General features: G+C 63.7%; 25 protein-coding genes. 6 read left to right on the forward strand and 19 right to left on the reverse strand.

Annotated elements, in window-relative coordinates:
• Positions 1–193 precede the first annotated feature (193 nt).
• On the forward strand, positions 194–1,078 hold the full coding sequence (locus RS897_RS10600; RefSeq protein WP_315836514.1) for a ParB/RepB/Spo0J family partition protein: 885 nt from the start codon (positions 194–196) through the stop codon (positions 1,076–1,078).
• Positions 1,079–1,244: 166 nt separating this feature from the next.
• Here the strand turns inward: RS897_RS10600 and holA are convergent, their stop codons facing one another.
• The 4 genes from holA to RS897_RS10620 all read right to left on the reverse strand — a co-directional run bounded on the left by holA (position 1,245) and on the right by RS897_RS10620 (position 7,427).
• Positions 1,245–2,273, reverse strand: coding sequence for a DNA polymerase III subunit delta (gene holA, locus RS897_RS10605; RefSeq protein WP_315836515.1), 1,029 nt, complete (start codon positions 2,271–2,273; stop codon positions 1,245–1,247).
• 32 nt (positions 2,274–2,305) lie between these two features.
• Positions 2,306–2,854: a hypothetical protein gene (locus tag RS897_RS10610; protein ID WP_315836516.1), complete on the reverse strand. Its 549-nt coding sequence runs from the start codon at positions 2,852–2,854 to the stop codon at positions 2,306–2,308.
• Entirely contained in the window at positions 2,841–5,465 is a 2,625-nt protein-coding gene (leuS, locus tag RS897_RS10615) for a leucine--tRNA ligase (protein WP_315836517.1), read from the reverse strand. The genes RS897_RS10610 and leuS overlap by 14 nt, the downstream gene beginning before the upstream one ends.
• Before the next feature lie 291 nt (positions 5,466–5,756).
• Positions 5,757–7,427 carry a diguanylate cyclase domain-containing protein gene (locus RS897_RS10620; protein WP_315836518.1) on the reverse strand — a complete coding sequence of 557 codons (1,671 nt, stop codon included), beginning with the start codon at positions 7,425–7,427 and terminating at the stop codon, positions 5,757–5,759.
• A gap of 111 nt (positions 7,428–7,538) precedes the next feature.
• Between RS897_RS10620 and RS897_RS10625 the strand changes: the two genes are divergently transcribed.
• Positions 7,539–8,240 (forward strand): YggS family pyridoxal phosphate-dependent enzyme, encoded by a 702-nt coding sequence (locus RS897_RS10625; RefSeq protein ID WP_315836519.1) that lies wholly within the window; start codon positions 7,539–7,541, stop codon positions 8,238–8,240.
• A gap of 3 nt (positions 8,241–8,243) precedes the next feature.
• Here RS897_RS10625 and RS897_RS10630 read toward each other — a convergent pair whose 3' ends face one another.
• Positions 8,244–8,813 (reverse strand): L,D-transpeptidase family protein, encoded by a 570-nt coding sequence (locus RS897_RS10630; RefSeq protein WP_315836520.1) that lies wholly within the window; start codon positions 8,811–8,813, stop codon positions 8,244–8,246.
• A 94-nt stretch (positions 8,814–8,907) separates the two neighbouring features.
• Between RS897_RS10630 and RS897_RS10635 the strand changes: the two genes are divergently transcribed.
• A complete protein-coding gene (locus RS897_RS10635; RefSeq protein WP_315836521.1) occupies positions 8,908–9,594 on the forward strand; it encodes a response regulator transcription factor in 687 nt (228 codons plus the stop codon).
• Positions 9,595–9,663: 69 nt separating this feature from the next.
• Positions 9,664–10,110, forward strand: a complete 447-nt coding sequence (locus RS897_RS10640) for a cyclic nucleotide-binding domain-containing protein (RefSeq protein ID WP_315836522.1) — start codon at positions 9,664–9,666, stop codon at positions 10,108–10,110.
• A 100-nt stretch (positions 10,111–10,210) separates the two neighbouring features.
• Here RS897_RS10640 and RS897_RS10645 read toward each other — a convergent pair whose 3' ends face one another.
• The 13 genes from RS897_RS10645 to RS897_RS10705 form a co-directional block, all read right to left on the reverse strand.
• A complete protein-coding gene (locus tag RS897_RS10645; protein WP_315836523.1) occupies positions 10,211–11,026 on the reverse strand; it encodes an exodeoxyribonuclease III in 816 nt (271 codons plus the stop codon).
• A gap of 76 nt (positions 11,027–11,102) precedes the next feature.
• The gene (locus RS897_RS10650; RefSeq protein WP_315838586.1) at positions 11,103–11,867 is read right to left on the reverse strand and encodes an outer-membrane lipoprotein carrier protein LolA; all 765 of its coding nucleotides are present in this window, start codon (positions 11,865–11,867) and stop codon (positions 11,103–11,105) included.
• A gap of 377 nt (positions 11,868–12,244) precedes the next feature.
• Complete coding sequence (locus tag RS897_RS10655; RefSeq protein WP_315836524.1) at positions 12,245–14,731, reverse strand: DNA translocase FtsK 4TM domain-containing protein; 2,487 nt, start codon at positions 14,729–14,731, stop codon at positions 12,245–12,247.
• Positions 14,728–15,966, reverse strand: a complete 1,239-nt coding sequence (locus RS897_RS10660; protein WP_315836525.1) for an aminotransferase class I/II-fold pyridoxal phosphate-dependent enzyme — start codon at positions 15,964–15,966, stop codon at positions 14,728–14,730. Before RS897_RS10660 ends, RS897_RS10655 begins: the two co-directional genes overlap by 4 nt.
• A 179-nt stretch (positions 15,967–16,145) precedes the next feature.
• The gene (locus RS897_RS10665; protein WP_315836526.1) at positions 16,146–16,550 is read right to left on the reverse strand and encodes a GFA family protein; all 405 of its coding nucleotides are present in this window, start codon (positions 16,548–16,550) and stop codon (positions 16,146–16,148) included.
• Between the two features lie 230 nt (positions 16,551–16,780).
• Positions 16,781–18,220, reverse strand: a complete 1,440-nt coding sequence (locus tag RS897_RS10670) for an ammonium transporter (RefSeq protein ID WP_315836527.1) — start codon at positions 18,218–18,220, stop codon at positions 16,781–16,783.
• A gap of 36 nt (positions 18,221–18,256) precedes the next feature.
• Positions 18,257–18,595: a P-II family nitrogen regulator gene (locus tag RS897_RS10675; RefSeq protein ID WP_315836528.1), complete on the reverse strand. Its 339-nt coding sequence runs from the start codon at positions 18,593–18,595 to the stop codon at positions 18,257–18,259.
• Between the two features lie 475 nt (positions 18,596–19,070).
• Entirely contained in the window at positions 19,071–19,676 is a 606-nt protein-coding gene (locus RS897_RS10680) for an ATP-dependent Clp protease proteolytic subunit (RefSeq protein ID WP_315836529.1), read from the reverse strand.
• Between the two features lie 279 nt (positions 19,677–19,955).
• Positions 19,956–20,321: an SRPBCC family protein gene (locus RS897_RS10685; RefSeq protein ID WP_315836530.1), complete on the reverse strand. Its 366-nt coding sequence runs from the start codon at positions 20,319–20,321 to the stop codon at positions 19,956–19,958.
• Positions 20,318–20,632, reverse strand: coding sequence for an ArsR/SmtB family transcription factor (locus RS897_RS10690; protein ID WP_315838587.1), 315 nt, complete (start codon positions 20,630–20,632; stop codon positions 20,318–20,320). The genes RS897_RS10685 and RS897_RS10690 overlap by 4 nt, the downstream gene beginning before the upstream one ends.
• Positions 20,633–20,740: 108 nt before the next feature.
• Positions 20,741–22,006 (reverse strand): ammonium transporter, encoded by a 1,266-nt coding sequence (locus RS897_RS10695; RefSeq protein ID WP_407654542.1) that lies wholly within the window; start codon positions 22,004–22,006, stop codon positions 20,741–20,743.
• Between the two features lie 95 nt (positions 22,007–22,101).
• A complete protein-coding gene (locus RS897_RS10700) occupies positions 22,102–22,380 on the reverse strand; it encodes a hypothetical protein (protein ID WP_315836532.1) in 279 nt (92 codons plus the stop codon).
• A gap of 83 nt (positions 22,381–22,463) precedes the next feature.
• Complete coding sequence (locus tag RS897_RS10705; protein ID WP_315836533.1) at positions 22,464–22,802, reverse strand: P-II family nitrogen regulator; 339 nt, start codon at positions 22,800–22,802, stop codon at positions 22,464–22,466.
• A gap of 261 nt (positions 22,803–23,063) precedes the next feature.
• Between RS897_RS10705 and RS897_RS10710 the strand changes: the two genes are divergently transcribed.
• Positions 23,064–23,945: a DUF4339 domain-containing protein gene (locus RS897_RS10710; RefSeq protein ID WP_315836534.1), complete on the forward strand. Its 882-nt coding sequence runs from the start codon at positions 23,064–23,066 to the stop codon at positions 23,943–23,945.
• Between the two features lie 60 nt (positions 23,946–24,005).
• On the opposite strand, the gene tesB is transcribed toward RS897_RS10710, so the two are convergent.
• Positions 24,006–24,869 (reverse strand): acyl-CoA thioesterase II, encoded by an 864-nt coding sequence (tesB, locus tag RS897_RS10715; RefSeq protein WP_315836535.1) that lies wholly within the window; start codon positions 24,867–24,869, stop codon positions 24,006–24,008.
• 182 nt (positions 24,870–25,051) lie between these two features.
• Here tesB and RS897_RS10720 point away from each other — a divergent pair, with 182 nt between their 5' ends.
• Positions 25,052–26,272 carry a ubiquinone biosynthesis hydroxylase gene (locus RS897_RS10720; RefSeq protein ID WP_315836536.1) on the forward strand — a complete coding sequence of 407 codons (1,221 nt, stop codon included), beginning with the start codon at positions 25,052–25,054 and terminating at the stop codon, positions 26,270–26,272.
• Positions 26,273–26,386: the final 114 nt, after the last annotated feature.

Genomic DNA, 26,386 nt, shown 5'->3' on the forward strand with positions numbered 1-26,386 from the left:
GAGCGCTTGCCTTTATCCCTCATCCTGAGGAGCCCGCGCAGCGGGCGTCTCGAAGGATGAGGCCGTGAAGTGAGCGCCTTGGCCTCGTGGTTCGAGACGGCGCTTTGCGCCTCCTCACCATGAGGAGATGAGTCTTTGTTTGAATGTATGTCGAGAGTGGAGCGCGGAGTTGAATCCAAAGGAGATGGTGGCGATGGCCGATGAGACGCGCTCGCGGTTGGGTCGTGGTCTTGCGAGTTTGATCGGCGACGTCGGCGGCGAAGCGGCGGCGCATCCCGAGCGCGCGCGCGCGCAGCGCAAGGTGCCGATCGAATTTCTCAAACCCAATCCGCGCAATCCGCGCCGCACCTTCGACGACACCGAGCTCAACGAACTCGCTGCGTCGATCAAGGAGCACGGCGTCATCCAGCCGATCGTGGTGCGGACTTTGAAAGGCTCGGCCGATCGTTTCGAGATCATCGCCGGCGAACGCCGCTGGCGTGCGTCACAGCGCGCCGGCCTGCACGACGTGCCGATCGTTCAGATCGAGGTCAGCGACACCGACGCGCTCGAGATCATGATCATCGAGAACGTGCAGCGCGAGGACCTCAACGCGATGGAAGAGGCGCGCGGCTATCACGCGCTCGCCGACGAGTTCAAGCACAGCCAGGAGAACATCGCCAAAGTCGTCGGCAAGAGCCGCAGCCACGTCGCCAACATGATGCGGCTGACCAGGCTGCCGGACGAAGTGCAGGACTACATCGCCTCCGGCCAATTGTCCGCGGGACATGCGCGGGCGCTGATCGGCGTGGCGGCGCCGACGGCGGTGGCCAAGCGGGTTGTCGAGGAAGGCCTGAGCGTGCGCCAGACTGAAGCGCTCGCCCACGAGGAAGGCGTGCCGGTCCGTGCGCCGCAGAAGCCGCGCGCCGCCAAGGCCGAAAAAGATCCGGACACCGTCGCGCTGGAAAAACGCATCGGCGATGCGCTCGGCATGAAGATCAATGTCGATCACCGCGATCCCGGTGGCACCGTGCAGATCAAGTACGGGACTCTCGACCAGCTCGACGAGATTTTGAGAAGGCTGGAAGCGGCGAAATAAGAGGCCAAATTTACAGGTAACGCGCCCCGCAAATTCTGCGTCATCCGCGGGCTTGACCCGCGGATCCAGCTTAGACGCTTAACGGGTGTTGTGATCTTGTTGAAGAAAGCTGGATTGCCGGGTCATGCCCGGCAATGACGGAGTGGGTGTGGCGAGCCTGCGCTCCTCACCCCCGCCGCCGCGTATTCACCGCCACCGCCATCAGCGCACGCTGCGCGATCGGGCTGGCGAGGTCGGACTGCTTGCGCATCTCGAAGGCGGCGTCGGCGAGCTGGCCGATGATTCGCATCAGCCGGTCCGCGGTCGAATTCTGCAGCGCTGTCTCGACCATTGGCTTTCTGGAAAAATGCAGCCGCGGAAATCCGGCATCGGCGGCGGACGAGACCGACATGCCGTCTTCAACCGACAGGCGGACCTTGTGCAGCAGCGCCGCCTGGCGCTGCGCTGCCATGATGATCATGCCGGGGTAGGTGCCGGACGCCATCGCCTTGGCGAACGCGGTTTCCACGTCCGCCGGGCGGCCGGCGAAAGCGCCGTCGACAATGGCGTCGAGTGCGAGCGCGGAGGCGTCGGTGACCACGGCCATGACATGCTCGAGCGTCACCTCGCGCTCACCGCGGGCGTACAGCGCGAGCTTGCGGATTTCGTTGCGGGAGGCCTGGCGGTCGCCGCCCAGCAGTTGCACCAGGGCGTTGCGCGCATCCTGCGAAATCCGCAGCTCGAATGCGCGCAGCTCGTCGTCGATCAGCCGCGCCAGGTCGCGCTCAGTATCGGGATAACAGGCGATGGCGACGGCGGTCTTGGAACGCTCGCAGGCCTTGCGCAGCGGTGCGTCGGGGCGCAGCTCGCCCGCCTCGATCACAATGCGGCAATCCTTCAGCGACATCTCGGCGAGGGTGTCGATGCCGCTGGAGAAGTTCTTGCCCCCGGCGCGGATGCGGATCGCCCGCCGGCCGCCAAACAGCGGGATGGTCATGGCCTCGTCGACCAGGCGCGACGGTTCGCTTGCGAGTTCATCGCCATCGAGCCGGATCAGGGAAAACGGATCGCTGGGATCATCGACCGCCGACGCCATCAAGGCATCGGCGCGCTCGCGCACGAGGCCGGTGTCGGGGCCATACAGCAGGATGATTGGGCGGTTTGAATCGGGCCTTGCGAGAAAGCCGTCGATTTCCTTGCCCCGAAGCGCGACCAAGGCGCGACGTCCTTATGACAATAGAGGATTGGTCAGGTGCCGGCGTACATGAACGAGGCGAGCCGGGTGTTGATGTTGTCGGCGACGACGCCGGCCGCACGATCCTCGGCGTCGCGCAGGCCGCGGTTCTTCGCGAAGCGCTGTTCCTGTCCCGGAATGTCGTAGGACACCCGCGCGAAGGTAGAGCCGGTCAGCACCGTCTTGCCGGTGGCATCCTTCAGCTCGTAGGTCACGTCGACGCCGTAGTTCTCGACCGCCGGCAGCTGGGTGGTGGTGTCCAGGATGATTGAAGTCCGCGACGCGGTCAGCCGCAGCAGCAGCTTATGGGTCGGCGCCGCGCCGACGGCATCGCCGTACATCTTGAACATCAGCGCATTGCGGATATTGAGGCCGACCCGGGCCTCGCGCGAGGCCTGCGGATAGTCCAGCGGCGGAACCTCGATGCCGGCCAGCCGCTCGCGCAAGGCGGGCTTGCCGTCGCTGCGTTCGGCATACATCGGCTGGAAACACCCGGCGGTGAAGGCGGCCAGAACGGCCACGACCAGCAACCGGCCAGCAATGCGCAGATCAAGCGACGACATTCACAATCCTCTGAGGAACAACGATAATCTTGCGCGGAGCTGCCCCATCCAGCACCCGTTTTACCTCATCGAGGGCCAAAACGGCAGCTTCAATTTCCCCGTTGGTCGCATTTCGGGCCACTGTGACATCCGCGCGCTTCTTGCCATTAACCTGGACCGGGAGCGTAATTGTGTCCTCGACCAGCAATTCCGGCTCGATTTTGGGCCAGGCTGCCTCGGACACCAGCCCGGATTGCCCCAGCGCCACCCAGCATTCCTCGGCGAGGTGCGGCATCATCGGGCTAAACAGTTGAATAAGGATGATCGCCGCCTCGCCGATCGCCCAGGCGAGATCAGGCGAGGGGGTGCCGGGACGCGCCAGGGTATCCGCCAGGGTGCTGGCGAATTCCCGGATATTCGCCAGGCAGACGTTGAAGTGCATCTTGTCGATGCCGCCCGAGACCTTGTCGAGGGCGCCATGGGCGGCCTTGCGCAGGGCCAGGGCATCGGGGCCGAAGGTAACCGGCCGCGTCGAGGGCGCGGATTTGGCGATTTCGGCGGATTCATTGGCCAGGCGCCACAGCCGCTGCACGAAACGGCTGGCGCCCTTGACGCCTTCCTCGCTCCAGATCACGTCGCGATCGGGCGGCGAATCCGACAGCATGAACCAGCGCGCGGTGTCGGCGCCGTAGGTGGCGATGATGTCGTCGGGGTCGACGGTGTTGCGCTTCGACTTCGACATCTTCTCGATCGAGCCGATGGTGACGACTTCGCCGGTCGAGAGCAGGGTGCCGTGGCGGTCGTTGCCGCTGATTTCGATTTTGACTTCATCCGGCGAGGCCCAGCCGCCGTCGGGCTTCTTGTAGGTCTCATGAACCACCATGCCCTGGGTGTATTGGCCGGCGAACGGCTCATCGAATACGATGTGGCCGGTGGCCTTCATCGCGCGGGTGAAGAAGCGGGCATACAGCAGATGCAGGATCGCGTGCTCGACGCCGCCGATATACTGGTCGACCGGCATCAGCCGGTCCACCACTGTGCGGGTGGTCGGCGCGTTCTCGTTCCACGGATCGGTGAAGCGCGCGAAGTACCATGACGAATCGACGAACGTGTCCATCGTGTCGGTTTCCCGCAGGGCTTTGCCGCCGCACTTGGGACAAGTGACGTGTTTCCAGGTCGGGTGATGATCCAGCGCGTTGCCGGGCTTGTCGAACGAGACGTCGTCCGGCAGCACCACCGGCAGATCCTTTTCCGGCACCGGCACCACGTCGCAGGTCGGGCAATGGATCACCGGGATCGGGCAGCCCCAATAGCGCTGCCGTGAAATGCCCCAGTCACGCAGCCGGAAATTGACCTGGCGCTGTCCCACCGGCCGGTTGTCCAGCTTCGCGGTCTCCAGTCGTTTCGCGATCTCTTCCCTCGCCTCGGCAATGGTTTTGCCGTCGAGGAAGCGTGAATTGATCATGCGGCCGTCACCGTCATAGGCGGTGGCGGTGATCACGAAGGTTGTCGGATCCTGGCCTTCCGGACACACCACCGGGATGTTGCCGAGGCCGTATTTGTTGACGAAGTCGAGGTCGCGCTGGTCGTGCGCCGGGCAGCCGAAAATGGCGCCGGTGCCATAATCCATCAGCACGAAGTTCGCCACATAGACCGGCAGCGTCCAGCTCGGGTCGAGCGGATGCACCGCCTTGATGCCGGTGTCGAAACCCTGCTTTTCGGCGGTGTCGATCGCAGCCTGCGCGGTGCCGGTGCGACGGCAGTCGTCGATAAAACTCGCGAGCGCCGGGTTTTTCTCGGCAGCGGCGCCGGCAAGCGGATGATCCGGTGACACCGCGATGAACTTGGCGCCGAACAGCGTGTCAGGCCGGGTGGTGAAGACCTCCACCTCGGCTTCGTTTCCCGGCGTGGTTGCCGTCTCGAGCGCGAACCGAACCAGCAGGCCTTCCGAACGGCCGATCCAGTTGCGCTGCATGGTGCGGACCTTGTCGGGCCAGCGGTCCAGCGTATCCAGTGCGTCGAGCAGCTCCTGCGCGTAGGTCGTGATCTTGAACACCCACTGCGTCAGCTCGCGCAATTCCACCGGCGCGCCGGAGCGCCAGCCGCGGCCGTCGATCACTTGTTCGTTGGCGAGCACGGTCATGTCGACCGGATCCCAGTTCACCTTGCGCTTCTCGCGCTCGGCGAGGCCGGCCTTCAGGAAATCCAGGAACAGCTTCTGCTGATGCTTGTAATAGCTGGGATCGCAGGTCGCGAACTCACGCGACCAGTCCAGCGACAGCCCCATGGTCTGGAGCTGCTTCTTCATCGCCGCGATGTTGTCGTAGGTCCACGCTTTCGGTGCGATCTTGCGCTCGATCGCGGCATTCTCCGCAGGCAGGCCGAAGGCATCCCACCCCATCGGGTGCAGCACATTGTAGCCCTGGGCCCGCCGGTAGCGCGCGATCACGTCGCCGAGGGTATAGTTGCGGACGTGGCCGATATGGATGCGCCCCGACGGATAGGGAAACATCTCGAGCACGTAGTATTTCGGCCGGGAATCGTCGTTGCGGGTTTTGAAAATCGCCTGCTCATCCCAGACGCGCTGCCAGCGCGGCTCGGTTTCCCCTGCGTTATAACGTTCGTTGGTCATCTGCGGTCTAGTGTCCCGAATTCGAAGTTCGCATCATTTGGCAGCGTCCTCAGAGCGAACTTCGAATTCGATCAGGACACTAGAAAACTTTAAGATTCTAGTGTGGCTCATATTTCCGAAATCCCCCTGAGGGCCTAGCCGCGATGTTGAGGGGGATTTCGGAAATGCCACACTAGCGTCCGTCGGCTCATCAAAAGGCGGCCGACTAGGACATAAAAGAGCACGCCCGGTCAACGCTTTGGGCCCAGGAAATTGCTGCGGAAACGGCGATTTCAGGCCCCACCGGGCCGTTCAACCGGCCATGGAAACCGGCGGAACGAACGCCCCGATCAGGCCGTGCGTGACCACCCGGTTGCGGCCCTGGTGCTTGGCGGCATAGAGCGCGGCATCGGCCGCTTCGATCAGCTCGGTCGGCGCCAGGCCTGCGTTCGGGGGGATCGCGCCGACCCCGACGCTGACGGTGACGTGGCCGTGTTCACTCAGGATGTGCGGGACCAGGAGCCGCTCCACCGCCTCGCGGACCATTTCACCGACCTCGACGGCGCGGGAGCGGTCGGCGCCCGGCAGCAGCAGGCAGAACTCCTCGCCGCCATACCGCGCGGCGAAACCCATGGTCTTGTCGGCGATGCCGGCCAGTGTTTCGCCGACGCGGCCGAGGCAGGCGTCGCCTTCGGGGTGACCGTAAGTATCGTTGAACAGCTTGAAGTGATCGACATCGATCATCATCAGCGCCAGGTGTCCCTCCACCTGCTGCAGCTTCAGCCATTCGAATTCGAGCCGGCTCTGCAAACCGCGCCGATTGGCCAGCCCGGAAACCATGTCGACCGACGCCATCACGGTCAGGCGGTCGTTGCTGGCGATCAGGTCGCGTTCGCGCTCGGCAAGTTGCGCGGCCATGACGTTGAAAGCGGTGGCCAGCGGCTTGAATTCGGAGGGCAGCCGCGCGCCGGTCGCCCGCGCCGTCAGATCGCCCTGTCCGAACCGGTTTGCCATGCTTGTCATCATGCGGATCGGGCGGATGATGAATTGCTCGCCGACCAGCCATGCCCCAAGCAGCGCAAGCAGGCTGACAATGGTGAGCTGGACATAAGCCTTCTGGATGTCGCGGTTGATCGGTGCCAGCATCGCCTTGTGATCGATGCTGACGACCAGGCTTGTCTCGGTGCCGGGAATGCGGACGAACGACACCAGCTTCTTGACGTCTTTGCTGGTGATCGTGGTCGAGCCGAAGTCGTTCTCGGCTTTGATCTGGCCCATCTCGAAGCCATCATAGACCTGGCCGACGATATCGCGCCCGGGAGGCTGAGCCGCGAGAACCGCGCCCTTGCTGTCGAGCAGGGCGGCTTCGACGCCCGGCCGTTCGCCGATTCCACTCAAAAGCTTCGACATCCACTCCATGTTGAGGCCGGCGATGATCACCGAGGGCTCACCGCCTTCGACCGCCGATGTCGGATAGTTCGCGAGCAGCAGCGCGTTGCCGGTCAGCCGGCTGATCACCAGGTCGCTCAGCACGAAGCCGTGGGTTTCAATGGTTTTCCGATAATAGGCGCCGTCGCTGACATCGAGGCCGACATAATTCGGGTGGGTCGAGCATGTGATGCGCCCGTCCTTGCCGACGACCGAGAGAGAATTGATCCATGGCATTTCGACGCGCAGGCTGGCGCGCAGGATCGCGCAGCTGCGCCCGGTTTTGTCTGAGGCGACCTGGATATAGGCGGCGGAGCGCAGCATGGCTTCGACCGACGAGATGATCTCGCGCTGCGCCGTGGCGCTGTGCTGAGCGAGTTTCATCAATTCGTCGCCGGCGAGCTTGATCTGTTTGGCGCGGGTGTTCTCCAGAACGAACACGCGATCCATCATCAGCGGCACCACCAGGATCAGCGCCAGCATCACCAGACGCGCGCGAATCCCGAACAGTCCCTTGAACCTTGACGCCCTGCCGCTGGAATGACTACGAGACACCCGACGTTCCCCCTTGCCCCGGGGGAACCATGCGGCAAGAGCACTCAAAAACACTTTCGTACATTCGCTCAAATTTGAACTATCTTTAAAATTTAGGAATCGATTGCTGCGATGAACGACACTGACGCGTCGAATGTAACCGGGTCTTTACCAACCGGGCTCGCCACGGTGGAGCGCGAGATCGTGACAGCCTGTCGTGATGCGGGGCGCGATCGCGCGTCGGTGACGCTGATGGCGGTGTCCAAGACTTTCGGCGCCGCCGAGATTTCGCCTGTCATCGCTGCGGGCCAGCGGGTTTTCGGCGAGAATCGCGTGCAGGAAGCCAAGGCGAAGTGGCCGGAGCTGATGTCGGCGCATCCCGGCCTCGCGCTGCATCTGATCGGTCCGTTGCAGTCGAACAAGGCCAAGGAAGCGGTGGCGCTGTTCGACGCCATTCATTCGGTGGACCGTCCGAGCATTTGCGAAGCGTTAGCCAAGGAAATCGTTAAGCAAGCGCGCAAGCCATTGCTGTTCGTGCAGCTCAACACCGGCGAGGAGCCGCAGAAGGCCGGCATCGCGCCCGTCGACGCCGACGATTTCATCGCGCGCTGCCATCAGACCTATGGGCTGGAGATTTCCGGGCTGATGTGCATCCCGCCGGTGGATGAAGCGCCCGCCCCGCATTTCGCGCTGACGGCCAAGATCGCCGCGCGCAATGGATTGAAGCTCTTGTCGATGGGCATGAGCGCGGACTTTCCGATCGCCATCCAGTTCGGCGCCACCCATGTCCGGGTCGGCTCCGCCATTTTCGGCCACCGCCCTCCTTTGGTCTGAACTCTACCCGATCACAATCCGGGTTCGCGGCCCGAGGCGGCTCAACAGCCGCAGCATCGCCGCCTGGGTCATGGCGACGCACCCCGCCGTCGGTCCGAACTGCGGCCGGGCCAGATGCAGGAACACGGCGCTGCCCCGATGGGCCACCCGGGGACGGGCATTGTGGTCGATCTCGATGATGAAATCGTACAGCCGGTCCTCGCGGGTCAGCCGGTCGCCATCGGCGCCAGGCTGGCGTCGTACAGGCCGGTTATAATGTCGGCTGGCCGGATCTTCATCCCAGGCATCCGTGGGTTGTATCGCCCTGATCGGAAGGAAGGTTTTCGGGCGTGGATGCCGGTCGGAACGAAACCACAGCCGCAGCGGGTGGAACGTGCCGCGGGGTGTTCCGCCGTCGCCCTCGCGCTTGTTGGCCCTGATGCCGCCGCGTCCCAGCGCCACCGGAATGGTCTGGCCGCCGGCCGTCAGCCAGCCACGAGTCGGGTGGCCTGCGATGGCGCGAATGACGATCAGCGAGAGCGGGCGATCACGGATCGGTGTCCGATAAGTGATTGGAAAATAAGTGCTTCCCATAAGATACAGCAGCTCCATCTTGCACTTTTGGCCGCAAGTGCTCTATTGCGGCCACCATCACCCACTGAGCCGCCGGCCCAAAGGATTGTACGCAATGGCGAATGCCCGCAAGATCCTGATCGTTGATGACGATACCGATCTCCGCGATGCGCTGGTCGAACAACTGTCGCTGCACGAGGAGTTCGAAGCGTCCGCGGTCGATACCGGCGCCAAGGGTGCCCAGGCCGCCAAGGCCAACACCCCCGATCTGGTTCTGATGGATGTCGGCCTGCCCGATACCGACGGCCGCGAAGTGGTTCGCAGCCTGCGCAAGGGCGGCTTCAAGTCGCCGATCATCATGTTGACCGGCCACGATACGGATTCGGACACCATTCTCGGCCTGGAATCCGGCGCCAATGACTATGTGGTCAAACCATTCCGGTTCGCGGTGCTGCTGGCGCGGATTCGCGCCCAGCTGCGCCAGCACGAGGCGAGCGAGGACGCGGTGTTCTCCGTGGGTCCGTACAGCTTCCGCCCCGGCTCCAAGATGCTGACCGGCGCCAACGCCAAGAAGGTCCGGCTGACCGAAAAGGAAACCGCCATCCTGCGCTTCCTGTATCGGGCCGGCCAGCAGCCGGTCTCGCGCGAGACCTTGTTGCAAGAGGTCTGGGGCTACAACTCGGGCGTGACCACCCACACCCTGGAAACCCACATCTACCGGTTGCGCCAGAAGATCGAGAAGGACGCGGCCAACCCCGAGATCCTGGTCACGGAATCGGGCGGCTACAAGCTGGTGCCGTGATACGATTCGGGCAATGATTCGTGTTTGCGGCCGGTTTGGCCGCGCACGGACCTTGTTTGCCGGTATCGTATGACGATTGAAGACGATGTTGCCCTGCTTGAACGCGTGCCTACGCTCCGGCTGTTGGGACGCGAAGCGCTGCGCAATCTCGCCTTTGGCTCCGAGCAGCGCGATGTCCCCCGTGGCGAGGCCCTGTTCCGGGCCGGCGATACCGCCGACTCCGGCTTCATCGTGCAGAGCGGTTCGTTTCGTGTCAGCGCCGACGACGGCAGCAAGCATGAGGTGATCGCCGGACCCGGCTCGCTGATCGGCGAGCTCGCGCTTTTGGTTCCCATGCAGCGCCCCTCGACCGCGGTCGCGCTGGAGTTCTCCTCCACCATCCGCATCTCGCGCAGCCTGTTCGGCCGTGTGCTGGAAGGCCACCCCGACGCCGCCCGCCGCCTGCGCGACGAACTCGCCGGGCGCACCAGCCAGGCGGCCAGCGACATTGTGCTGGTCGGGGCCAAGCTGAGTTGATTGATCGAAGTTTGTAGCCCGCATGAGCAATGCGATATGCGGGACTCGGATTGCGATCGTCCCCGGATATCGCGCTTTGCGCTCATCCGGGCTACACGCCTCAAAGCTCCATCACCGCCGTCACCGGCACATGATCCGACGGACCTTCCCAGCCGCGGGCGGCGCGGGTGATGCTGAAATCCGTGACACGGTCGCCCAGCGCCTGCGACACCCAGATGTGGTCGAGCCGGCGGCCGCGATCCGAGGCCACCCAGTCGGCGGCGCGGTAACTCCACCAGGTGTAGATCTTCTCGGACATCGGAATGCGTTGCCGCGCGATGTCGATCCATGCGCCGGCGCTCTGCACCGCAAGGAGTTTCTCGCATTCGATCGGGGTGTGCGACACCACATTGAGCAGTTGCTTGTGCGACCAGACGTCGTGCTCGTATGGCGCGACATTGAGATCGCCGACCAGGATATGCCGGTCGCCTTCAGCGGGATGCAGCGGCGCGCAGTCCCTCATCTCGTCCAGGAACGATAGCTTGTGCTCGAACTTCGGGTTGAGCTTCGGATCCGGGATGTCGCCACCGGCCGGGACATAGAAATTATGCAGCACCAGCGGCGCACTCATGCCGGCGCTTGATCCGAACGACACCGAGATGTGCCGTGAATCCACTTTGCCGCAAAAGGTGCGGATGTCGTGCGACTCGAAGGGAATGCGCGACACGATGGCGACGCCGTGGTGACCCTTCTGGCCGTTGAGGACGACGTGCTCGTAACCCAGCCGCTTGAAGCGCTTCAGCGGAAACGCATCGTCGGGGCACTTGGTTTCCTGCAGGCACAACACATCGGGCCGCACCGCCTTGATGAATTTGGCGACGAGGTCGATGCGGAAGCGCACCGAATTGATGTTCCAGGTGGAGAGCGTCAGGCGCATGAAGCCCGCGGGCGGGAGAATAAGGAGGACGTGAAAATGCGATGCAGGCTGCGAGTCGGAGACAAAGTCGCGATGATTATTGCACGTTGCGATACTGGTCGATGGCGTAATCGATCTTGAACTGGCTCGGATCGATTTTCCGCACCGTGTCGAGATTGTAGATCGCGACCGTGGTGTCGTAACCCTGCGGATCGGTGATGGTCCACTGCTTGAGCTGGTTGTCCTTGGCACCGAGCATCAGCATCAAGCGGCTGGTGCCGACCAGCGGCTGCTTCTCCTCGATGGTGACGCTGACGAACATGTCATCAGCGGTGACGCCGACCACATTGGTGTCCTTCATCAGGTCGATCTTGTCGGACAGCAGGAAACGCAGCGGCGTCTGCGACAGCGGATAGAGATCCTGGGTCGCAAGCTTGGTATCGCGCACGATGACCGACGATCCGTCGGCGACGATCGCGATCTTGCTCGGCGGATCGTATTCAAAACGCACCTTGCCCGGCTTCTGGATGAAGAAGCTGCCGGTGCTGCGCGAGCCGTCCGGACCGACCTGGACAAAGCTGCCGCTGAGATTCAGCAGCGACGACAGATACGAGCTGATCTTGGCGGCCTGTGCCCGTTGCTTGTCGTCGAAGGTGGTGAAGATGCTCGCCGGCGCGCGGTTGCGCGGATCCGGGATCACCGGATTGGGCGGCGTGGTCGCAGCGGTGGTAACCGGCGCCGGCGTTGTCGAGGCCGTCGGCTTGGCGGCATTCGGCGCGGCGACCACCGGTGCGCCATCACGGGCCTTCGGCGCCGGGCGCGGCAGCGGAATGGCTTGCGCCATCGCTGAGGGCACCACCATCGCCGCCAGCAGGGCAATCGAGAGCACGGCGGCGCCGCAGCTCAGGCGTGAGCCGTGCCGTTTCAAATCTTCAGCCTGCTGTTTCGCCATCATGCTCAATCGCTTGAATCCAAATAACCTAGCCGTTTTGCTCGCCCGCGCTAGTGTGCTGAACGCGAAGTTCCTGCGCCTGCTCGGCTGGCTCCTTCAGGAACTTCGCGTTCATAAAGCACACTAGAATCATAAAGTTGCTAGTGTCCTTATCGCTTCGCGAGTTCGTCCAGAGGTTGCCTAGAGTACAACGAACTCGCGAAGCGGGACACTAGTCCCTAAGCTGTGGCGATTTCGCGGCCTCGGGTTCCCTGCAAGTCATACGGATGCAATGCTGTTTTCGCGGATCAGAAGCGTTCCTCTTCCTCACCGACCAGGATTTCACGTTTGCCCGCATGGTTGGCCGGGCCGACGATGCCTTCCTGTTCCATCCGCTCCATCAGCGACGCCGCGCGGTTATAGCCGATCTGCAGCCGGCGCTGGATGTAGCTGGTGGAGGCCTTGCGGTCGCGTTTGACGATCTGCACCGCTTGCGTGAACAAGTCGTTGCTCTCGCCGCCGCCCATGCCGGTGGCGTCGAACACCGCGCCGTCCTCTTCGCTCTCTTCTTCGACGGTGACCGCTTCGAGATATTCCGGCGAGCCCTGGGTCTTGAGGTGGCGCACCACCTTCTCGACTTCGTCGTCGGAGACAAAAGGTCCGTGCACGCGGCTGATGCGTCCGCCGCCGGCCATGTACAGCATGTCGCCCTGCCCCAGCAGCTGCTCGGCGCCCATCTCGCCGAGAATGGTGCGGCTGTCGATCTTTGACGTCACCTGGAAGGAGATGCGGGTCGGGAAGTTGGCCTTGATGGTGCCGGTGATGACGTCGACCGAGGGACGTTGTGTCGCAAGCACGACATGCAGGCCGGCGGCGCGCGCCATCTGCGCCAGGCGCTGCACCGTGCCTTCGATCTCCTTGCCGGCCACCATCATCAGGTCGGCCATCTCGTCCACGATGATGACGATGTAGGGCAGCGGATCGAGCGCGAGCTTTTCTTCCTCGTAGATCGCCTTGCCGGTCTCCTTGTCGAAGCCGGTGTGCACCGTGCGGGTCAGTTCCTCGCCATTGGCGCGGGCTTCCCCCAGTCGCACATTGTAGCCATCGATATTGCGCACGCCGAGCTTCGCCATGTTCTTGTAGCGCTGCTCCATCTCGCGCACCGCCCACTTCAGCGCGACCACGGCCTTCTTCGGGTCGGTGACGACGGGGGTGAGGAGATGCGGGATGCCGTCATAAACCGACAATTCCAGCATCTTCGGATCGACCATGATCAGCCGGCACTGGTCCGGCCGCAGCCGGTACACCAGGCTCAGGATCATGGTGTTGATGGCGACCGATTTGCCGGAGCCAGTGGTGCCGGCGATCAGGAGATGCGGCATGCGGGCGAGATCGACAATGATCGGTTCGCCGCCGATGTTTTTGCCCAGGCACAGCGGCAGCTTGTGCGAGGTCTCATCCTTGGTCGACAGCATTTCGCGGAAATAGACCTTCTCGCGATGCTCGTTCGGCAGTTCGATGCCGATGGCGTTGCGGCCGGGGACCACGGCGACGCGGGCGGACAGCGCACTCATCGAGCGCGCGATGTCATCGGCGAGGCCGATCACCCGTGACGATTTGATGCCGGGCGCCGGTTCGAGTTCGTACAGCGTGACCACCGGGCCGGGCCGTGCATTGGTGATCTCGCCGCGCACGCCGAAATCCTGCAGCACGCCTTCGAGCAGTTTCGAGTTTTCCTCGAGTTCGCCCTTGCTGAGGGCCTTGCGGTCGGACGCCTTTGCGGCGGTGAGCACCGTGAGCGGCGGCAGCACGAACGCCGCGCCTTTTTTCGCCACCGGTGCCGCGGTCTTCGGTGCGCGCTTTTTCGGCGCGCGGGCTACCGGCTCTTCGTCGTCTTCGTCCTCGCTGTCGGCCGCTCCGTGACCCGCGGGCGCCTCGTCGTCATCATCGTCGTGCGCATGCGGCGCGATCGGCGGGCTGGTGCGCTCGCGTCCCCGCTCGAGGCTGGGTTCACGGCGATCGAACGATGCGGTGCGCGGCGCCTCGCGGCTGGCGATCAGGAAACGATAGGCCATCTTCAGGCCAACCCACATCCGCGCCTTCAGGCTGAGCAGCCCGTGCACCAGCCATCCCAGCGAGATCGAGCGGCTGTCATTGTCGTCATAGGCGTCGTCGTCATCGTCGTCGAGCACCGACGGCTTCGGTTCGACCACGGCTTCGCGCGATCCGACGCCGCTGGCGAACAGGAAGGTGGCGATGACGGCGGCCAACAGCAGCGTGCCGAGGATCAGCCGGTAGACCAGCCCCGGAGGGCCGAACATCACTGCGGGCGCGCGCACCAGCGCGTCGCCGACCACGCCGCCGAGGCCGGTCGGCAGTGGCCATGCGGCCGAGCGCGGAAAGCAGCTGAAGAAACCCGCCGCGACCACGGCGCAAAGGATCCAGCTGCCGATCCGCAGCGCCTCGCGGTCGAAATGGCGATGGGTCATCATCCGCCAGCCCCACACGGCGATCGGCAGGATCACCATGACGGCGCCGAGCCCCATGATCTGCATCAGCAGATCCGCGCCGATGGCGCCGGGAAATCCCATGATGTTGCGGATCTTGCCCGCGGTGGCATGGCTGAGCGAGGGATCCTGCACCGACCACGTCATCAAGGCCGCGGCAACGATCCCTGCAAGTCCGACCAACGCGAGGCCGGTGAGTTCGCGCAGGCGGCGCGCCAGCATCTCGCGGATCGGATCCGGCAACTGGCCGACGATGGGAATCACACGCTCGATTGCGGGCATGCTCATCGGTCCTCCCGAACGTGCTTGCCGTCCAGCACCGCAACAATCCGGTGCAGGCCTTCCGCCGCGGTTTCGCTGTCCTGCACCAGCGCGACGCGGATGTAGCCGGCGCCGGGATTGCTGCCGTCGGCCTGCCGCCGCGCCAGATAGCTGCCGGGAATCACCCGCACCCCGGCCTCCTTGAACAGCCTCACCGTGATCGCCGTGTCGTCGCCGAGTGCGGAGACATCGAGCCAGAGGCAGAAACCGCCGGCCGGCCGCTTGTAGCCGTAGCGCGATCCGAGAATCTGGTCGGCGAGGTCGAACTTGGTCCGGTACAGCGCGCGATTGACCTCGACATGGTCTTCGTCGCCGTAGGCGGCGGCGGCAACATGCTGCAGCGGCACAGGCACGGTGGGAGCCGCGACATTGCGCAGCTCATGCATCTGCGCCAGGAATTTTTTGTCGCCGGCGGCAAAGCCGACCCGCATGCCCGGCAGGTTCGAGCGTTTCGACAGCGACTGGAAGGTCGCGACATTGGCGAAGTCGGGCCCGGCGTGCTCCAGGATGCTGCCCGGCGCCGCCTTGGTGTAAATCTCCGAATAACACTCGTCGCTCAGCACCACGAAGCCATGGTGGTCGGCGAGCTGCTTCAGCCGCTTGAAATAGGAGGCCGTTGCCACCGCGCCCTGCGGGTTGGCGGGCGAGGCGATGAAGAAAGCCACGGTGCGCGCCAGCGTCGCGTCGTCCAGCGCCTCGAGATCCGGCAGGAAGCCATTGTCCGGGGTGGTCGGCAGCAGGATGCGCTCGCAGCCGGCGGCGTCGGCGCCCGCCGCATAGGCCGGATAGAACGGATTCGGCAGCAGGACCGCGGGCGTTCCCTTGCGCGGGCTGACAAAGCGGGCCGCGGCGATGGCGCCAAAAAACAGCCCCTCACGGCTGCCGCTCAGCACCAGCACCTCGGTTTCCGGGTCCACGGCCCGCGGCAGGTCGAACCGCCGGCCGAGCCAGGAGGCCACGGCCTCGCGGAACGGGGCAATGCCCTTGGCGATCGGGTAACGGCCGAATTCGGTGGCGTGCTGCGCCAGCACCGGACCGACAAAGCCGGGGACGGCATGCTGGGGTTCGCCGATCGACATATTGATCAGGGGTTTGCCCGGTTCATGCCCCTTCAGCAGGTCGGTCAGCCGGGCAAAGGGCGAGCGTTCGCTGTCCTTCTCCCCGGCGCCATCGGCCGGTTGGGATAAAGCGGGTGTAACCATTCTGAAACGCCAGCACTTTTGGTCTGTCGATCGCACCATGGATCGAGCGGGATCGGATCAGATCACCATAGATGCGGCGAGGTTAAGACGCGATTAACCATCGGTCGAGGGGTGGGGTTTCGACTTTATAATAGGCTGCGCTGTCAGCCCGCAGCCGCCGGCGGATCTGTCAGGCGTCCCTACCGCGCCGGCAGCTTCTCGAAGGCCGGCATCCCGTCGGGCACGTGGTGGAACGCCTGCTTGTCGCAGGTGTAGATCGCCATCTGCGGGGGAAAGAGCTTTGGATCGTCCAGGGTTCCGATCTTGATGATCGCGGCGGGCAGGCCGGGCGCCTTGGTCACCAGATGCGTGCCGCACTCGGGGCAAAACTCGCGCGTCACGGCGTGTTCGAGGTCCTTGCGGCTGAATTGCTTGGGCTCGCTGGCGGTATATGTGAAGCCGGTGACCGGCATTGCGACGAACGTGTTGGCCCCGCCGCCCGAGATGTACTGGCATTCCCGGCAATGGCACTGCCCCGCCATCATCGGTTCGCCCTCGGCCTGATAGCGCACCTTGCCGCAATAGCACCCGCCTTCGACCTTCATGACCTCCTCCCGGTTTGTTGGCTCGGCCTCACGTTTCACGAAAGCGTCTGGGCCGGCGCTTCCGGCCATACTGTCTCAAGTGGTGGAAAAAGCGAAGGGCCCCAGCTTGCGCTGGAGCCCCTCTGACGGCCGGTGCATTGCCGGGTTTGTGCCCCGACCGTTGTCTCTTCAATCTACGCGTATCCTGATCGCAAAACCGGAAACCACTTTTGCGGGATACCCGGTGACGCTTACATGTTGTAGGCGCGCTCGGTGTGCTCGGTGACGTCGAGGCCTTCGCGCTCCTTTTCGACATTGGCGCGCAGTCCGACGATCACATCGACCACCTTGTAGAGGATCGCCGAGCCGATGCCCGACCACACCAGCGTGGTGGCGACGGCCTTGCACTGGGAGATCATCTGGGTGGTGAAGTCGTAGTCGCCGATCTTGCCGGCCACGTAGTCCATCACGCCGGTGCCGCCGAGCGCCGGGTTCACCAGGATGCCGGTGCCGAGTGCGCCGACGATGCCGCCGATGCAGTGGACGCCGAACACGTCGAGCGAGTCGTCATAGCCCAGCGCGTTCTTGATGACGGTGCAGAAGAACAGGCAGACCACGCCGACCACCAGACCCAGCACGATGGCGCCCATCGGACCGGAATAACCGGCCGCCGGTGTCACCGCGACAAGCCCCGCAATCGCACCCGAGAGAGCGCCGAGCAGCGAGGGATGACCCTTGATGATCCACTCCGCGAACATCCAGGCCAGTGCGGCTGCGGCGGTGGCGAGGAACGAGTTGGTCATCGCCAGAGCAGCGCCGCCCGAAGCTTCGAGGTTCGATCCGGCATTGAAGCCGAACCAGCCGACCCAGAGCAGCGACGCGCCGATCATGGTCATGGTCAGCGAGTGCGGAGCCATCAGGTCCTTGCCGTAGCCGGTGCGCTTGCCGACCAGCAGGGCGCCGACCAGGCCGGCAATGCCGGCATTGATGTGCACCACGGTGCCGCCGGCGAAGTCGAGAGCACCCCACAGGAACACCTGGCCGGCATCGGCCATGACTTCATCAAGCTTGGCCTGCGCCGCAGCCTTGGCATCGGGAGCCGCTGCCGCCAGTGCCTTCGCCGCGTCGACGATGGCGTCCGGACCGGCCCAGTACCAGACCATGTGTGCGATCGGGAAATAGATCAGCGTCACCCAGAGCGGGATGAACAGCGCCACCGCCGCGAACTTCATGCGCTCGGCGAACGCACCGACGATGAGGGCCGGCGTGATCGCCGCGAAGGTCATCTGGAAGCAGAAATACACCAGTTCCGAGATGTTGGCGCCGGCGGTGAAGGTGGCGGCCATCGAGTCGGGCGTGATGCCCATCATGAACGCCTTGGAGAAGCCGCCGATGTAGGGCGAGCCGCCGGTGAAGGCGAGGCTGTAGCCGTAGAGCGCCCACAGGATGCAGACGATGCAGACGGTGTAGAACACCTGCGCGAGCACGGAGAGCATGTTCTTGGAGCGGACCAGGCCGCCGTAGAACAGCGCGAGGCCGGGGATGGTCATCAACAGCACGAGCACCGTCGAGGTCAGCATCCAGGCGTTGTCGCCCTTGTTGACCGTCGGCTCGGCGTGTGCGGCGGTTGCGGCCAGAAGGCCGACGGCGAGAGCTGCCAATCCCGCGCCAGTGGGACGCTTAAACGTCATTGTGTTTTACTCCTGAGTGAATGAATGAGCGCGAAATCAGAGCGCGGCCGCGTCGGCTTCGCCGGTGCGGATGCGAACCGCATGGTCGAGGCTGATGACGAAGATCTTGCCGTCGCCGATCTGGCCGGTCTTGGCGGCCGCGGTGATGGCGTCGATGGTCTTGTCGACCTGGTCGGAGGCGACAGCGACTTCGAGCTTGATCTTGGGCAGGAAGCTCACCGCATATTCGGCGCCACGATAGATTTCGGTGTGGCCTTTCTGGCGGCCATAGCCTTTCACTTCGGTGACCGTCAGACCGTGAACGCCGATGGCGGTCAGGGCGTCGCGCACCTCTTCCAGTTTGAATGGCTTGATAATGGCCATAACAATTTTCATGGGTTCATTTCCCCGCTTGGGCCCGGTCGGCGTTGACCGGGCGGACTAGACTGAAGGTCACCGCGCGAAGACGAAGCACTCCACGGGCACAGCCGGACCCATAGAATCAAATGCCGTGCCAACCGGCCGGCTTTGCCTAATCGTTTATGAATCCGATACTTTTCGAGCTGGTACGTGGAACAGCGTAGATGCGCCAAACTGACGCGCTTAATTCTTAGGCAGTCATGATCGATGTCTGGGCAAACCAGACATTGGACACAATCGTGCTCATTGGAGGGGCAGAAAATGGAGGCAGGGGTGCGGTAACCTACAACGGGCAGGAAGACCCGAGGCCTTCGCACAATCCTTCCGGGCATCGGTAAGCGTTCCCTCCCCCCTTATGGGGAGGGAACCGAGAAAAAGCATCGCGGTCGTTGTGGGCGATGTCGGATTGAGATGTGTGAAGCCGAAGGCTCCAGCCCGCCGCCGCCCGCGCTCACGCCGCCAGATCGCGTTGCCTGACGATCTTGTCGATCAGCCCCCATTCCAGCGCCTGCTCCGCCGTCATGAAGTGATCACGGTCCAGCGTCCGCTCGACATCCTCATAGCTGCGCCGACAATGCTCGGCATAAAGCCGGGTCATGCGCCGCTTGGTCTGCTGTATCTCCTCGGCATGGATCAGGATGTCGGACGCTTGCCCCTGAACGCCGCCGAGCGGCTGATGCACATGCAGGCTGGCGTTGGGCAGCGCGGCGCGCTGACCGGGCTCGCCGGCCATCAGCAGGAAGGATCCCATCGAGCGCGCCGTGCCCATGCACAGGGTATGCACCGGCGCCTTGATGAAACGCATGGTGTCGTACATCGCGAGCCCCGAGGTGATCACCCCGCCATAGGAGTTGATGTAGAGATTGATCGGCCGGTTCGGATTGTCGGCTTCGAGAAACAGCAGCTGCGCGCAGACAAGACCGGCCACCGCGTCATTGACCTCGCCGTTCAGGAAGATGATCCGTTCGCGCAAAAGCCGCGAATAGATGTCGAACGATCGCTCGCCGCGCGCGGACTGCTCAACGACCATGGGGACGAGCTGCATCATGTCGCGCATCGGCGACCTCCCTTTCTGCGGATGAGATGTTGAATTGAGTACGTTGTTGGAGCGGGACGAATTTAAGTTGAAGTAACTCCGTCATCCTGAGGTGCGAGCCTTGCGGTGCACTTGCACCGCTGGGCGAGCCTCGAAGGATGCACGGCCGATTCTACCTAAGCATTGGCCGTCGCCCTTCGAGGGCCGCGCTACGCACGGCCACCTCAGGATGACGGATTACGTTGATCGAACCATATCTCACCCCGGTTTAGATCGGTTTCTAGCAAAACTAAAAAATTTCTAAGCGGCGCGCATCAGGCTGCACCGGTTGCTGTTCGCAGCGGTCAGCATCCGCCTGACGTCGGCGCATGCGATTTCATGAATGATGCGGAAGCGCGTTCCGCCGGCTTCATTCGGCTCGATCCGGAACGTCACATGGCTTTCGAGATACGGCGGCTCGGCCTCGCGCATGCGATAACAAATCTCCTCGCCGGGCACCGACGACACTGGTTCAGCTCCCGCCAGATCGGATTGCGGCAGCCAGCGCTCGCGCAGAGCAGGGATCGTCACCGCACGCCAGACTTTGTCCGGCGGCGCATCGAGCTCGTACTCCAGCACCAGCTCGCGCTCGTCGTCGTGTGCGTCGCTTGTTGGTCCATCGCTCATTGATCCAACTCCTTCAGCAGGTCCTTCAGGGCGTCCACGCGCGTCGGCCAGTAGGAGCGATACTTGGTGAGCCATTTGCCGATGTGGGCGATGCCGGCGGGATCGACTTCGTAATTCACAAAGCGACCCTGACGCTGTTCGCGCACCAGGCCCGCGGTGCGCAGCACCGCCAGGTGTTGGGACATCGCCGGCTGGCTGATCGCCATGCCCTCGCGCAGCGTGGTGGCGTTCATGCTGCCGTCGGCCAGCTTCTCGAACACCGCGCGGCGGGTCGGATCGGCCAATGCCTTGAAGATCTCGCTCTCGATCATATCAGACACATAAGCATACACTTATCTGATGCGCAAGGCCGAAAGCCGGCATGAAAAAAGCCCGGCGGATGAGCCGGGCTTTGATCTCTGATGGCTGGTCGCAACGCCTTATTGCAGCGCCTCGCCGTGCTGGGTGATGTCGAGGCCTTCCTGCTCGTGCTCGCGCGAGACCCGCAGCGGCACCATCACATCGACGATCTTCAGCAGCACGAAGGTCATGCCGCCGGTCCACACAAAGGTGACGGCCACGCCATAGAGCTGGCTCAGGATCAGCCGCGAATTGCCTTCCAGCAGGCCCGATGTGCCGCCGATCGCCGAGGTCGCGAACACGCCGAGCAGGAGTGTGCCCAGCATGCCGCCGATGCCGTGGATGCCGAACACGTCCAGCGAATCATCATAGTTGAAGCGATGTTTGAGGCTGGTGCAGGCCCAGAAGCAGACGGCGCCGGCGATGATGCCGATCACGATGCCATGCCAGGGCGCGACGAAACCGGACGCCGGCGTGATGGTGCCGAGGCCGGCGATCGCGCCGGAGATCATGCCCAGCACCGACGGCTTGCGGCGGGTCAGCCATTCGATCAGGGTCCAGGTCAGCGCGCCGGCGCAGGCGGCGAGATGCGTTGCGAGGATCGCCATCACAGCACGCGGGCCGGCCTCCAGTGCCGAGCCGCCATTGAAACCGAACCAGCCCACCCACAGCAGACCAGTGCCGATGAACGCCAGCGACAAATCATAGGGCGCGAGATTGTCCGAGCCGTAGCCGCGGCGATTGCCCATCACCAGCGCGGCGACGAGACCCGCGGTGCCGGCGCTGAGATGAACCACCAGGCCGCCGGCAAAATCCAGCGTGCCGGCCTCGGCCAGGAAACCGCCGCCCCACACCCAATGCGCCAGCGGCACATAAACCAGGGTGAACCAGCAGATCGAAAACGCCAGATACGCCGAGAAACGCAGACGATCGGCCACCGCACCCGCCACCAGCGCCACGGTGATGACCGCGAAGGTCATCTGGTAAAGCGCGAACAGCGCTTCCGGAATGGTCTTGGCCAGCGGATTGACGCTGGTCATGTCGATGCCCGTCAGCAGGCCGCGATCGAGCGAGCCGATCCACGGTCCGTCGCCGACAAAGGCGAGGCTGTAGCCATAGATCACCCACAGGATCGAGATGACGGCCACCGCGGCAAGGCTTTGCGCCATGGTGGCGAGCACGTTCTTCTTGCGCACCATGCCGGCATAGAACAGTGCGAGGCCCGGCAGCGTCATCATCAGCACCAGGGCGGTGGCGACGAGCATCCAGGCGGTGTCGGCCGGGCTGATGGTCGTTGCCGGCGCGGGCGTTTGCGCAAACGCCGGTGTTGCGAGCAGGCCTGTCACCACGATCGATGCGATCGTGGCGACAGGTCTGATCTTGAAAGCTTTGGCCGTCATGGATGTCCCCGAAAAAAGATGTGAAGCATGGGCTGTCCTTGTCACGACGGCATGGACAGCTGTCCGAACACAGCCAGCAATGCGATGACGAGGCTGACGTAGTTGGCGCGCGATGTGGTGAAGGTGTGCTCGACCTTTTTCCGAAGCAGCCGCATGCCAAAGAAGATCACGGCCTGGACCACAAAGAACAGCAGCACCGGCGACACGAATAGGCCGAGCGGCTCTCCCCAGTTGCCGTGGGAAACGGACACGGCGGTCGACTTGCCGTAAAGGATCAACATCGCGACGATCAGAATGGTGAGCGAAATCGCCTGATGCATGCCGTCCGTTTCCTGTGGGATCGCCGTCCGCCGGCATACGGGGCCTGTCGTGGCGACAGGCCGGCTTGCGGAGGGAGCTGACGTCAGAGCGCGTCGTTGTCGGTCTCGCCGGTGCGGATGCGCAGCGCATGATCGACCGGCGTGACGAAGATCTTGCCGTCGCCGATCTGGCCGGTGCGCGCGCCGGCGGTGATCACTTCGACGGCCTTGTCGGCGAGCTCGGAGGCGACCGCGATTTCGATGCGCAGCTTGGGGAGGAAGTTCACCACATACTCGGCGCCGCGATAGATCTCGGTATGGCCCTTCTGCCGGCCATAGCCCTTCACCTCGGTCACCGTCATGCCGTGCACACCGATCGCGGTCAGCGCCTGACGGACTTCGTCCAGCTTGAAGGGTTTTATGATTGCAACGACGAGTTTCATGGTCAGGCTTTCATTCTCTCAGGTCCAGGCTCAGTATTTGGGCATGTCGGATGGTGCCTCATGCCGGCCCGAACTTGGCATCTTTCTGAGCAAATGGCACAAAAAAGTTGCAGGTTTCCGGGGAAACCTTCCGACCTGATGATCCCGGTCCCTGTACGAGACCCGGAGGGTCAACCAGAATGGGGCTTCACGAGTCTTTTTGGCCCCGCCAGAGCTCCGGCTGTTTTTTAGCGACACGCTTTTCAGGGAAATGAGAAAAAGATGGCAGAACGATCCTGGTTTTATGTGTCGAATGGCGAGCAACAGGGTCCTTACCCGGACGCGCAATTCCGCGATCTCATCGCCCGGGGGACGGTCGGCGCGGATACGCTGGTATGGACCGACGGCATGGCCGACTGGCAGGAGGCTGGGCACATTCCCGGTCTGGCCCCCGGCGGTTCTGGTCGGCCGTTAAGTCCGCAATCCCGCGGCATGCCGGTGAGCGCCGGCGGCCAGGACGGCGGACCGCTTTCGGCGGACCTGCCGGTCTGGGGTTTGTTCGGGCGCGCCCTGCTCTATGTCATCGGAATAGTGGTGGTGATTCCGCTGCCCTGGATCGTGACCAGCGTCTATCGCTGGTTCGTATCGCGTCTCCATGTTCCGGGGCGGCCCAACCTCGCCTTCAACGGCCGGGTCGGCGATATCTGGTATGTCTTCATCGCGATCGCGGTGCTGTTCTATGGTGGTCTGTACAGCGGCTACATCCAGCTCCTCGGGATTCTGGTCCAGGGCTTCCTGTCATGGATGATCGTCCGTTGGGTTGCAGCCAATCTCAGTTCCAACGATCAGCCGCTGCCGATTTCATTCAATGGCAGCCCGTGGATTTTCATCGGCTGGCAGGTGGCGCTGATTGTCTCCGCCATCACCGTCATCGGCTGGGCCTGGGTGCTCACCGCGATGATCCGCTGGATATGCCGCAACATCGAAGGCACACGACGCGAGGTCGTCTTCAATGGATCGGGATTGGAGCTGCTCTGGCGGACCATCGTGTACACGATCGCCAGTGTCTTCATCATTCCGATTCCGTGGATGCTGCGCTGGTACGCCAATTGGTATGTGTCGCAATTCGCGCTGGCCGAGCGGGGCGCTCACGCCGAAGCGTGAAGGCTATCCGCAAAATATTGCGGCAGATGATGGTTGATCTGCCGCGCAGCAATCGGCCGGTTAGGTCTTGCGCTCCCGGACCGAGCCTTCTTGGGCAACCGAGGCCACCAGAGTGCCGTCGGGCTTGAAAATCAGCCCCCGCGTGAGGCCCCGGCCGTCCTGGGCGCTGGGCGAATCCTGGCTGTAAAGCAGCCATTCATCGGCGCGGAACGGACGGTGAAACCACATGGCGTGGTCGAGGCTGGCCGGCATCATGCGCTTGTCGAATAGAGTGCGGCCATAACGCGCCATCACCGCGTCGAGCAGCGAGAAGTCCGAGGCATAGGCCAGGGCACACATGTGCAGCGCGGGGTCGTCCGGCAGCTTGGCGGCGGTGCGGATCCAGACATGAATCTTGCCGTCGTCGATCTTCTGGCCGAAGTAACGCCCGAGTTCGACCGGACGCAGTTCGATTGGTCGGTCGGATTCATAATAGCGGCGGATGAACTCCGGCATCTCCTTGAACAGTGGCTGCTTGGCGACCTCTTCCGCGGTGAGTTTTTCCGGCGGCGGCACGTCCGGCATCTTGTCCTGGTGATTGAACGATCCCTGCTCCTCCGCATGGAACGACACCATCATCGAAAAGATGGCGTGGCCGTGCTGGATCGCGGTGACGCGTCGCGTGGCGTAACTCTTGCCGTCGCGCAGCCGCTCGACTTCATAAATGATCGGAATCTGCGGATCGCCGGGCAGGATGAAATAACAGTGCAATGAATGCGGCATCCGGCCTTCGACGGTGCGGCACGCCGCCACCATCGCCTGCCCGATCACCTGGCCGCCGAACACCCGCTGCCAGCCGGTCTTCGGGCTGGTGCCGCGAAACATGTTCACTTCCAGCGGCTCGATATCGAGGATCGCGAGCAGGTCGATCAGGCTTTTGGACATGGCGTCCCTTTCGCAGCGTCTTTTCCGTCTGGCAGAACGTCAATTCGGTGCCGCAATCGACACGGAATGTTCGGGTTCCGGACATGCGGTATTGCTGATAGAACCGCGGCGTCGCAGCTCCTCGTGGGAACTATGTTGCCCATGCGAAGGTTTGTGGCAAGGGCGAGAATGGGAAGGCGACCATGACCATGCAGCGAGGGATCGTCATCGGCGGAGGCGCGTTTGCGGGTCTCGCGCTGGCACTGGCGCTGCGGCAGGGGTTTGGCGACGACACGCCGATCGTGGTCGCCGATCCGGCGCTGGCCACGCGGCCGTCGCGCGATCCCCGGGCCTCGGCCATCGTGGCTGCCTGCCGCCGTCTGTTTGAAACACTCGGTGTCTGGGAGCAGGTCAGCGCGACGGCGCAGCCGATCCTCGACATGGTGGTCACCGACAGCCAGCTCAACGATGCAACGCGGCCGGCGTTTCTCACCTTTGGCGGCGAGGTCGAGCCTGGCGAGCCGTTCGCCCACATGGTGGAGAACCGCCATCTGATCGACGCGCTGGTGCAGCACGCGGAGGCCGAGGGCGTCACGCTGCGCGCCACCGCGGTGACAAGTTTCGAGTCCAGTGCGGATGGTGTCACGGTCAGCCTGGGCGACGGCAGCACCATCGAAGCCAGTCTTCTGGTCGCGGCCGATGGTGCACGTTCGAAATTGCGCGAGCGCGCCGGCATCGCCACCCATGGCTGGGAATACGATCAGTCCGGCATCGTGGTTACGGTCGGCCATGAGCGCGACCATGAGGGACGCGCGGAAGAACATTTCCTCCCCGCCGGTCCGTTCGCGATCCTGCCGCTGCAGGGGCCGCGCTCCTCGCTGGTGTGGACGGAAAAACGCGACGAGGCCGCGCGCATCGTCGCCTTGCCCGAAGATGAATTTCATCGCGAGCTGGAGACGCGTTTTGGCCTCAAGCTTGGCGAGATCCGTGCGCTGGACAAGCCGCGCGCATTCCCGCTGGGCTATTTCGTGGCGCGCTCCTTCATCGCGCAGCGGCTGGCGCTGGTCGGCGACGCCGCGCACGTGATCCATCCGATCGCGGGGCAGGGCCTCAATATGGGCCTGAAGGACATTGCGGCACTGGCGGAATGCATTGTCGACGCCGCGCGGCTCGGCACCGACCCCGGACAGATCGACGTGCTGGAGCGCTATCAGCGCTGGCGGCGCTTCGACACCATGGCCATGGGCGTCGCCACCAACTCCCTCAACGCGCTGTTCTCCAACCACTCGACGCTTCTGCGCAGCGTCCGCGACATCGGCCTCGGCCTGGTCGATCGTTTGCCGCCTTTGAAGAATGCCTTCATCCGCCAGGCCGCGGGCCTCTCCGGCGACGTGCCGCGGCTGCTGCGTGGCGAGGTGCTGTAGACGCGAAATCTATTTCCTGCGTCATGGCCGGGCTTGACCCGGCCATCCAGCTTTCTTTATCGGCGATGCTTGAAGCTGGATCCGCGGGTCAAGCCCGCGGATGACGACTGGATT

The sequence above is a fragment of the Bradyrhizobium prioriisuperbiae genome (genome assembly GCF_032397745.1).
Classification (GTDB): Bacteria; Pseudomonadota; Alphaproteobacteria; order Rhizobiales; family Xanthobacteraceae; genus Bradyrhizobium_A; species Bradyrhizobium_A prioriisuperbiae.

Excerpts from the sequence above, each read along its gene's own strand:
- RS897_RS10600 (WP_315836514.1), top strand. The coding sequence starts at position 194 with ATGGCCGATGAGACGCGCTCGCGGTTGGGTCGTGGTCTTGCGAGTTTG.
- RS897_RS10610 (WP_315836516.1), bottom strand. The coding sequence starts at position 2,854 with ATGTCGTCGCTTGATCTGCGCATTGCTGGCCGGTTGCTGGTCGTGGCC.
- leuS (WP_315836517.1), bottom strand. The coding sequence starts at position 5,465 with ATGACCAACGAACGTTATAACGCAGGGGAAACCGAGCCGCGCTGGCAG.
- RS897_RS10625 (WP_315836519.1), top strand. The coding sequence starts at position 7,539 with ATGAACGACACTGACGCGTCGAATGTAACCGGGTCTTTACCAACCGGG.
- RS897_RS10630 (WP_315836520.1), bottom strand. The coding sequence starts at position 8,813 with ATGGGAAGCACTTATTTTCCAATCACTTATCGGACACCGATCCGTGAT.
- RS897_RS10635 (WP_315836521.1), top strand. The coding sequence starts at position 8,908 with ATGGCGAATGCCCGCAAGATCCTGATCGTTGATGACGATACCGATCTC.
- RS897_RS10640 (WP_315836522.1), top strand. The coding sequence starts at position 9,664 with ATGACGATTGAAGACGATGTTGCCCTGCTTGAACGCGTGCCTACGCTC.
- RS897_RS10645 (WP_315836523.1), bottom strand. The coding sequence starts at position 11,026 with ATGCGCCTGACGCTCTCCACCTGGAACATCAATTCGGTGCGCTTCCGC.
- RS897_RS10650 (WP_315838586.1), bottom strand. The coding sequence starts at position 11,867 with ATGGTGGTGCCCTCAGCGATGGCGCAAGCCATTCCGCTGCCGCGCCCG.
- RS897_RS10655 (WP_315836524.1), bottom strand. The coding sequence starts at position 14,731 with ATGAGCATGCCCGCAATCGAGCGTGTGATTCCCATCGTCGGCCAGTTG.
- RS897_RS10660 (WP_315836525.1), bottom strand. The coding sequence starts at position 15,966 with ATGGTTACACCCGCTTTATCCCAACCGGCCGATGGCGCCGGGGAGAAG.
- RS897_RS10665 (WP_315836526.1), bottom strand. The coding sequence starts at position 16,550 with ATGAAGGTCGAAGGCGGGTGCTATTGCGGCAAGGTGCGCTATCAGGCC.
- RS897_RS10670 (WP_315836527.1), bottom strand. The coding sequence starts at position 18,220 with ATGACGTTTAAGCGTCCCACTGGCGCGGGATTGGCAGCTCTCGCCGTC.
- RS897_RS10675 (WP_315836528.1), bottom strand. The coding sequence starts at position 18,595 with ATGAAAATTGTTATGGCCATTATCAAGCCATTCAAACTGGAAGAGGTG.
- RS897_RS10680 (WP_315836529.1), bottom strand. The coding sequence starts at position 19,676 with ATGCGCGACATGATGCAGCTCGTCCCCATGGTCGTTGAGCAGTCCGCG.
- RS897_RS10685 (WP_315836530.1), bottom strand. The coding sequence starts at position 20,321 with ATGAGCGATGGACCAACAAGCGACGCACACGACGACGAGCGCGAGCTG.
- RS897_RS10690 (WP_315838587.1), bottom strand. The coding sequence starts at position 20,632 with ATGATCGAGAGCGAGATCTTCAAGGCATTGGCCGATCCGACCCGCCGC.
- RS897_RS10700 (WP_315836532.1), bottom strand. The coding sequence starts at position 22,380 with ATGCATCAGGCGATTTCGCTCACCATTCTGATCGTCGCGATGTTGATC.
- RS897_RS10705 (WP_315836533.1), bottom strand. The coding sequence starts at position 22,802 with ATGAAACTCGTCGTTGCAATCATAAAACCCTTCAAGCTGGACGAAGTC.
- RS897_RS10710 (WP_315836534.1), top strand. The coding sequence starts at position 23,064 with ATGGCAGAACGATCCTGGTTTTATGTGTCGAATGGCGAGCAACAGGGT.
- tesB (WP_315836535.1), bottom strand. The coding sequence starts at position 24,869 with ATGTCCAAAAGCCTGATCGACCTGCTCGCGATCCTCGATATCGAGCCG.
- RS897_RS10720 (WP_315836536.1), top strand. The coding sequence starts at position 25,052 with ATGACCATGCAGCGAGGGATCGTCATCGGCGGAGGCGCGTTTGCGGGT.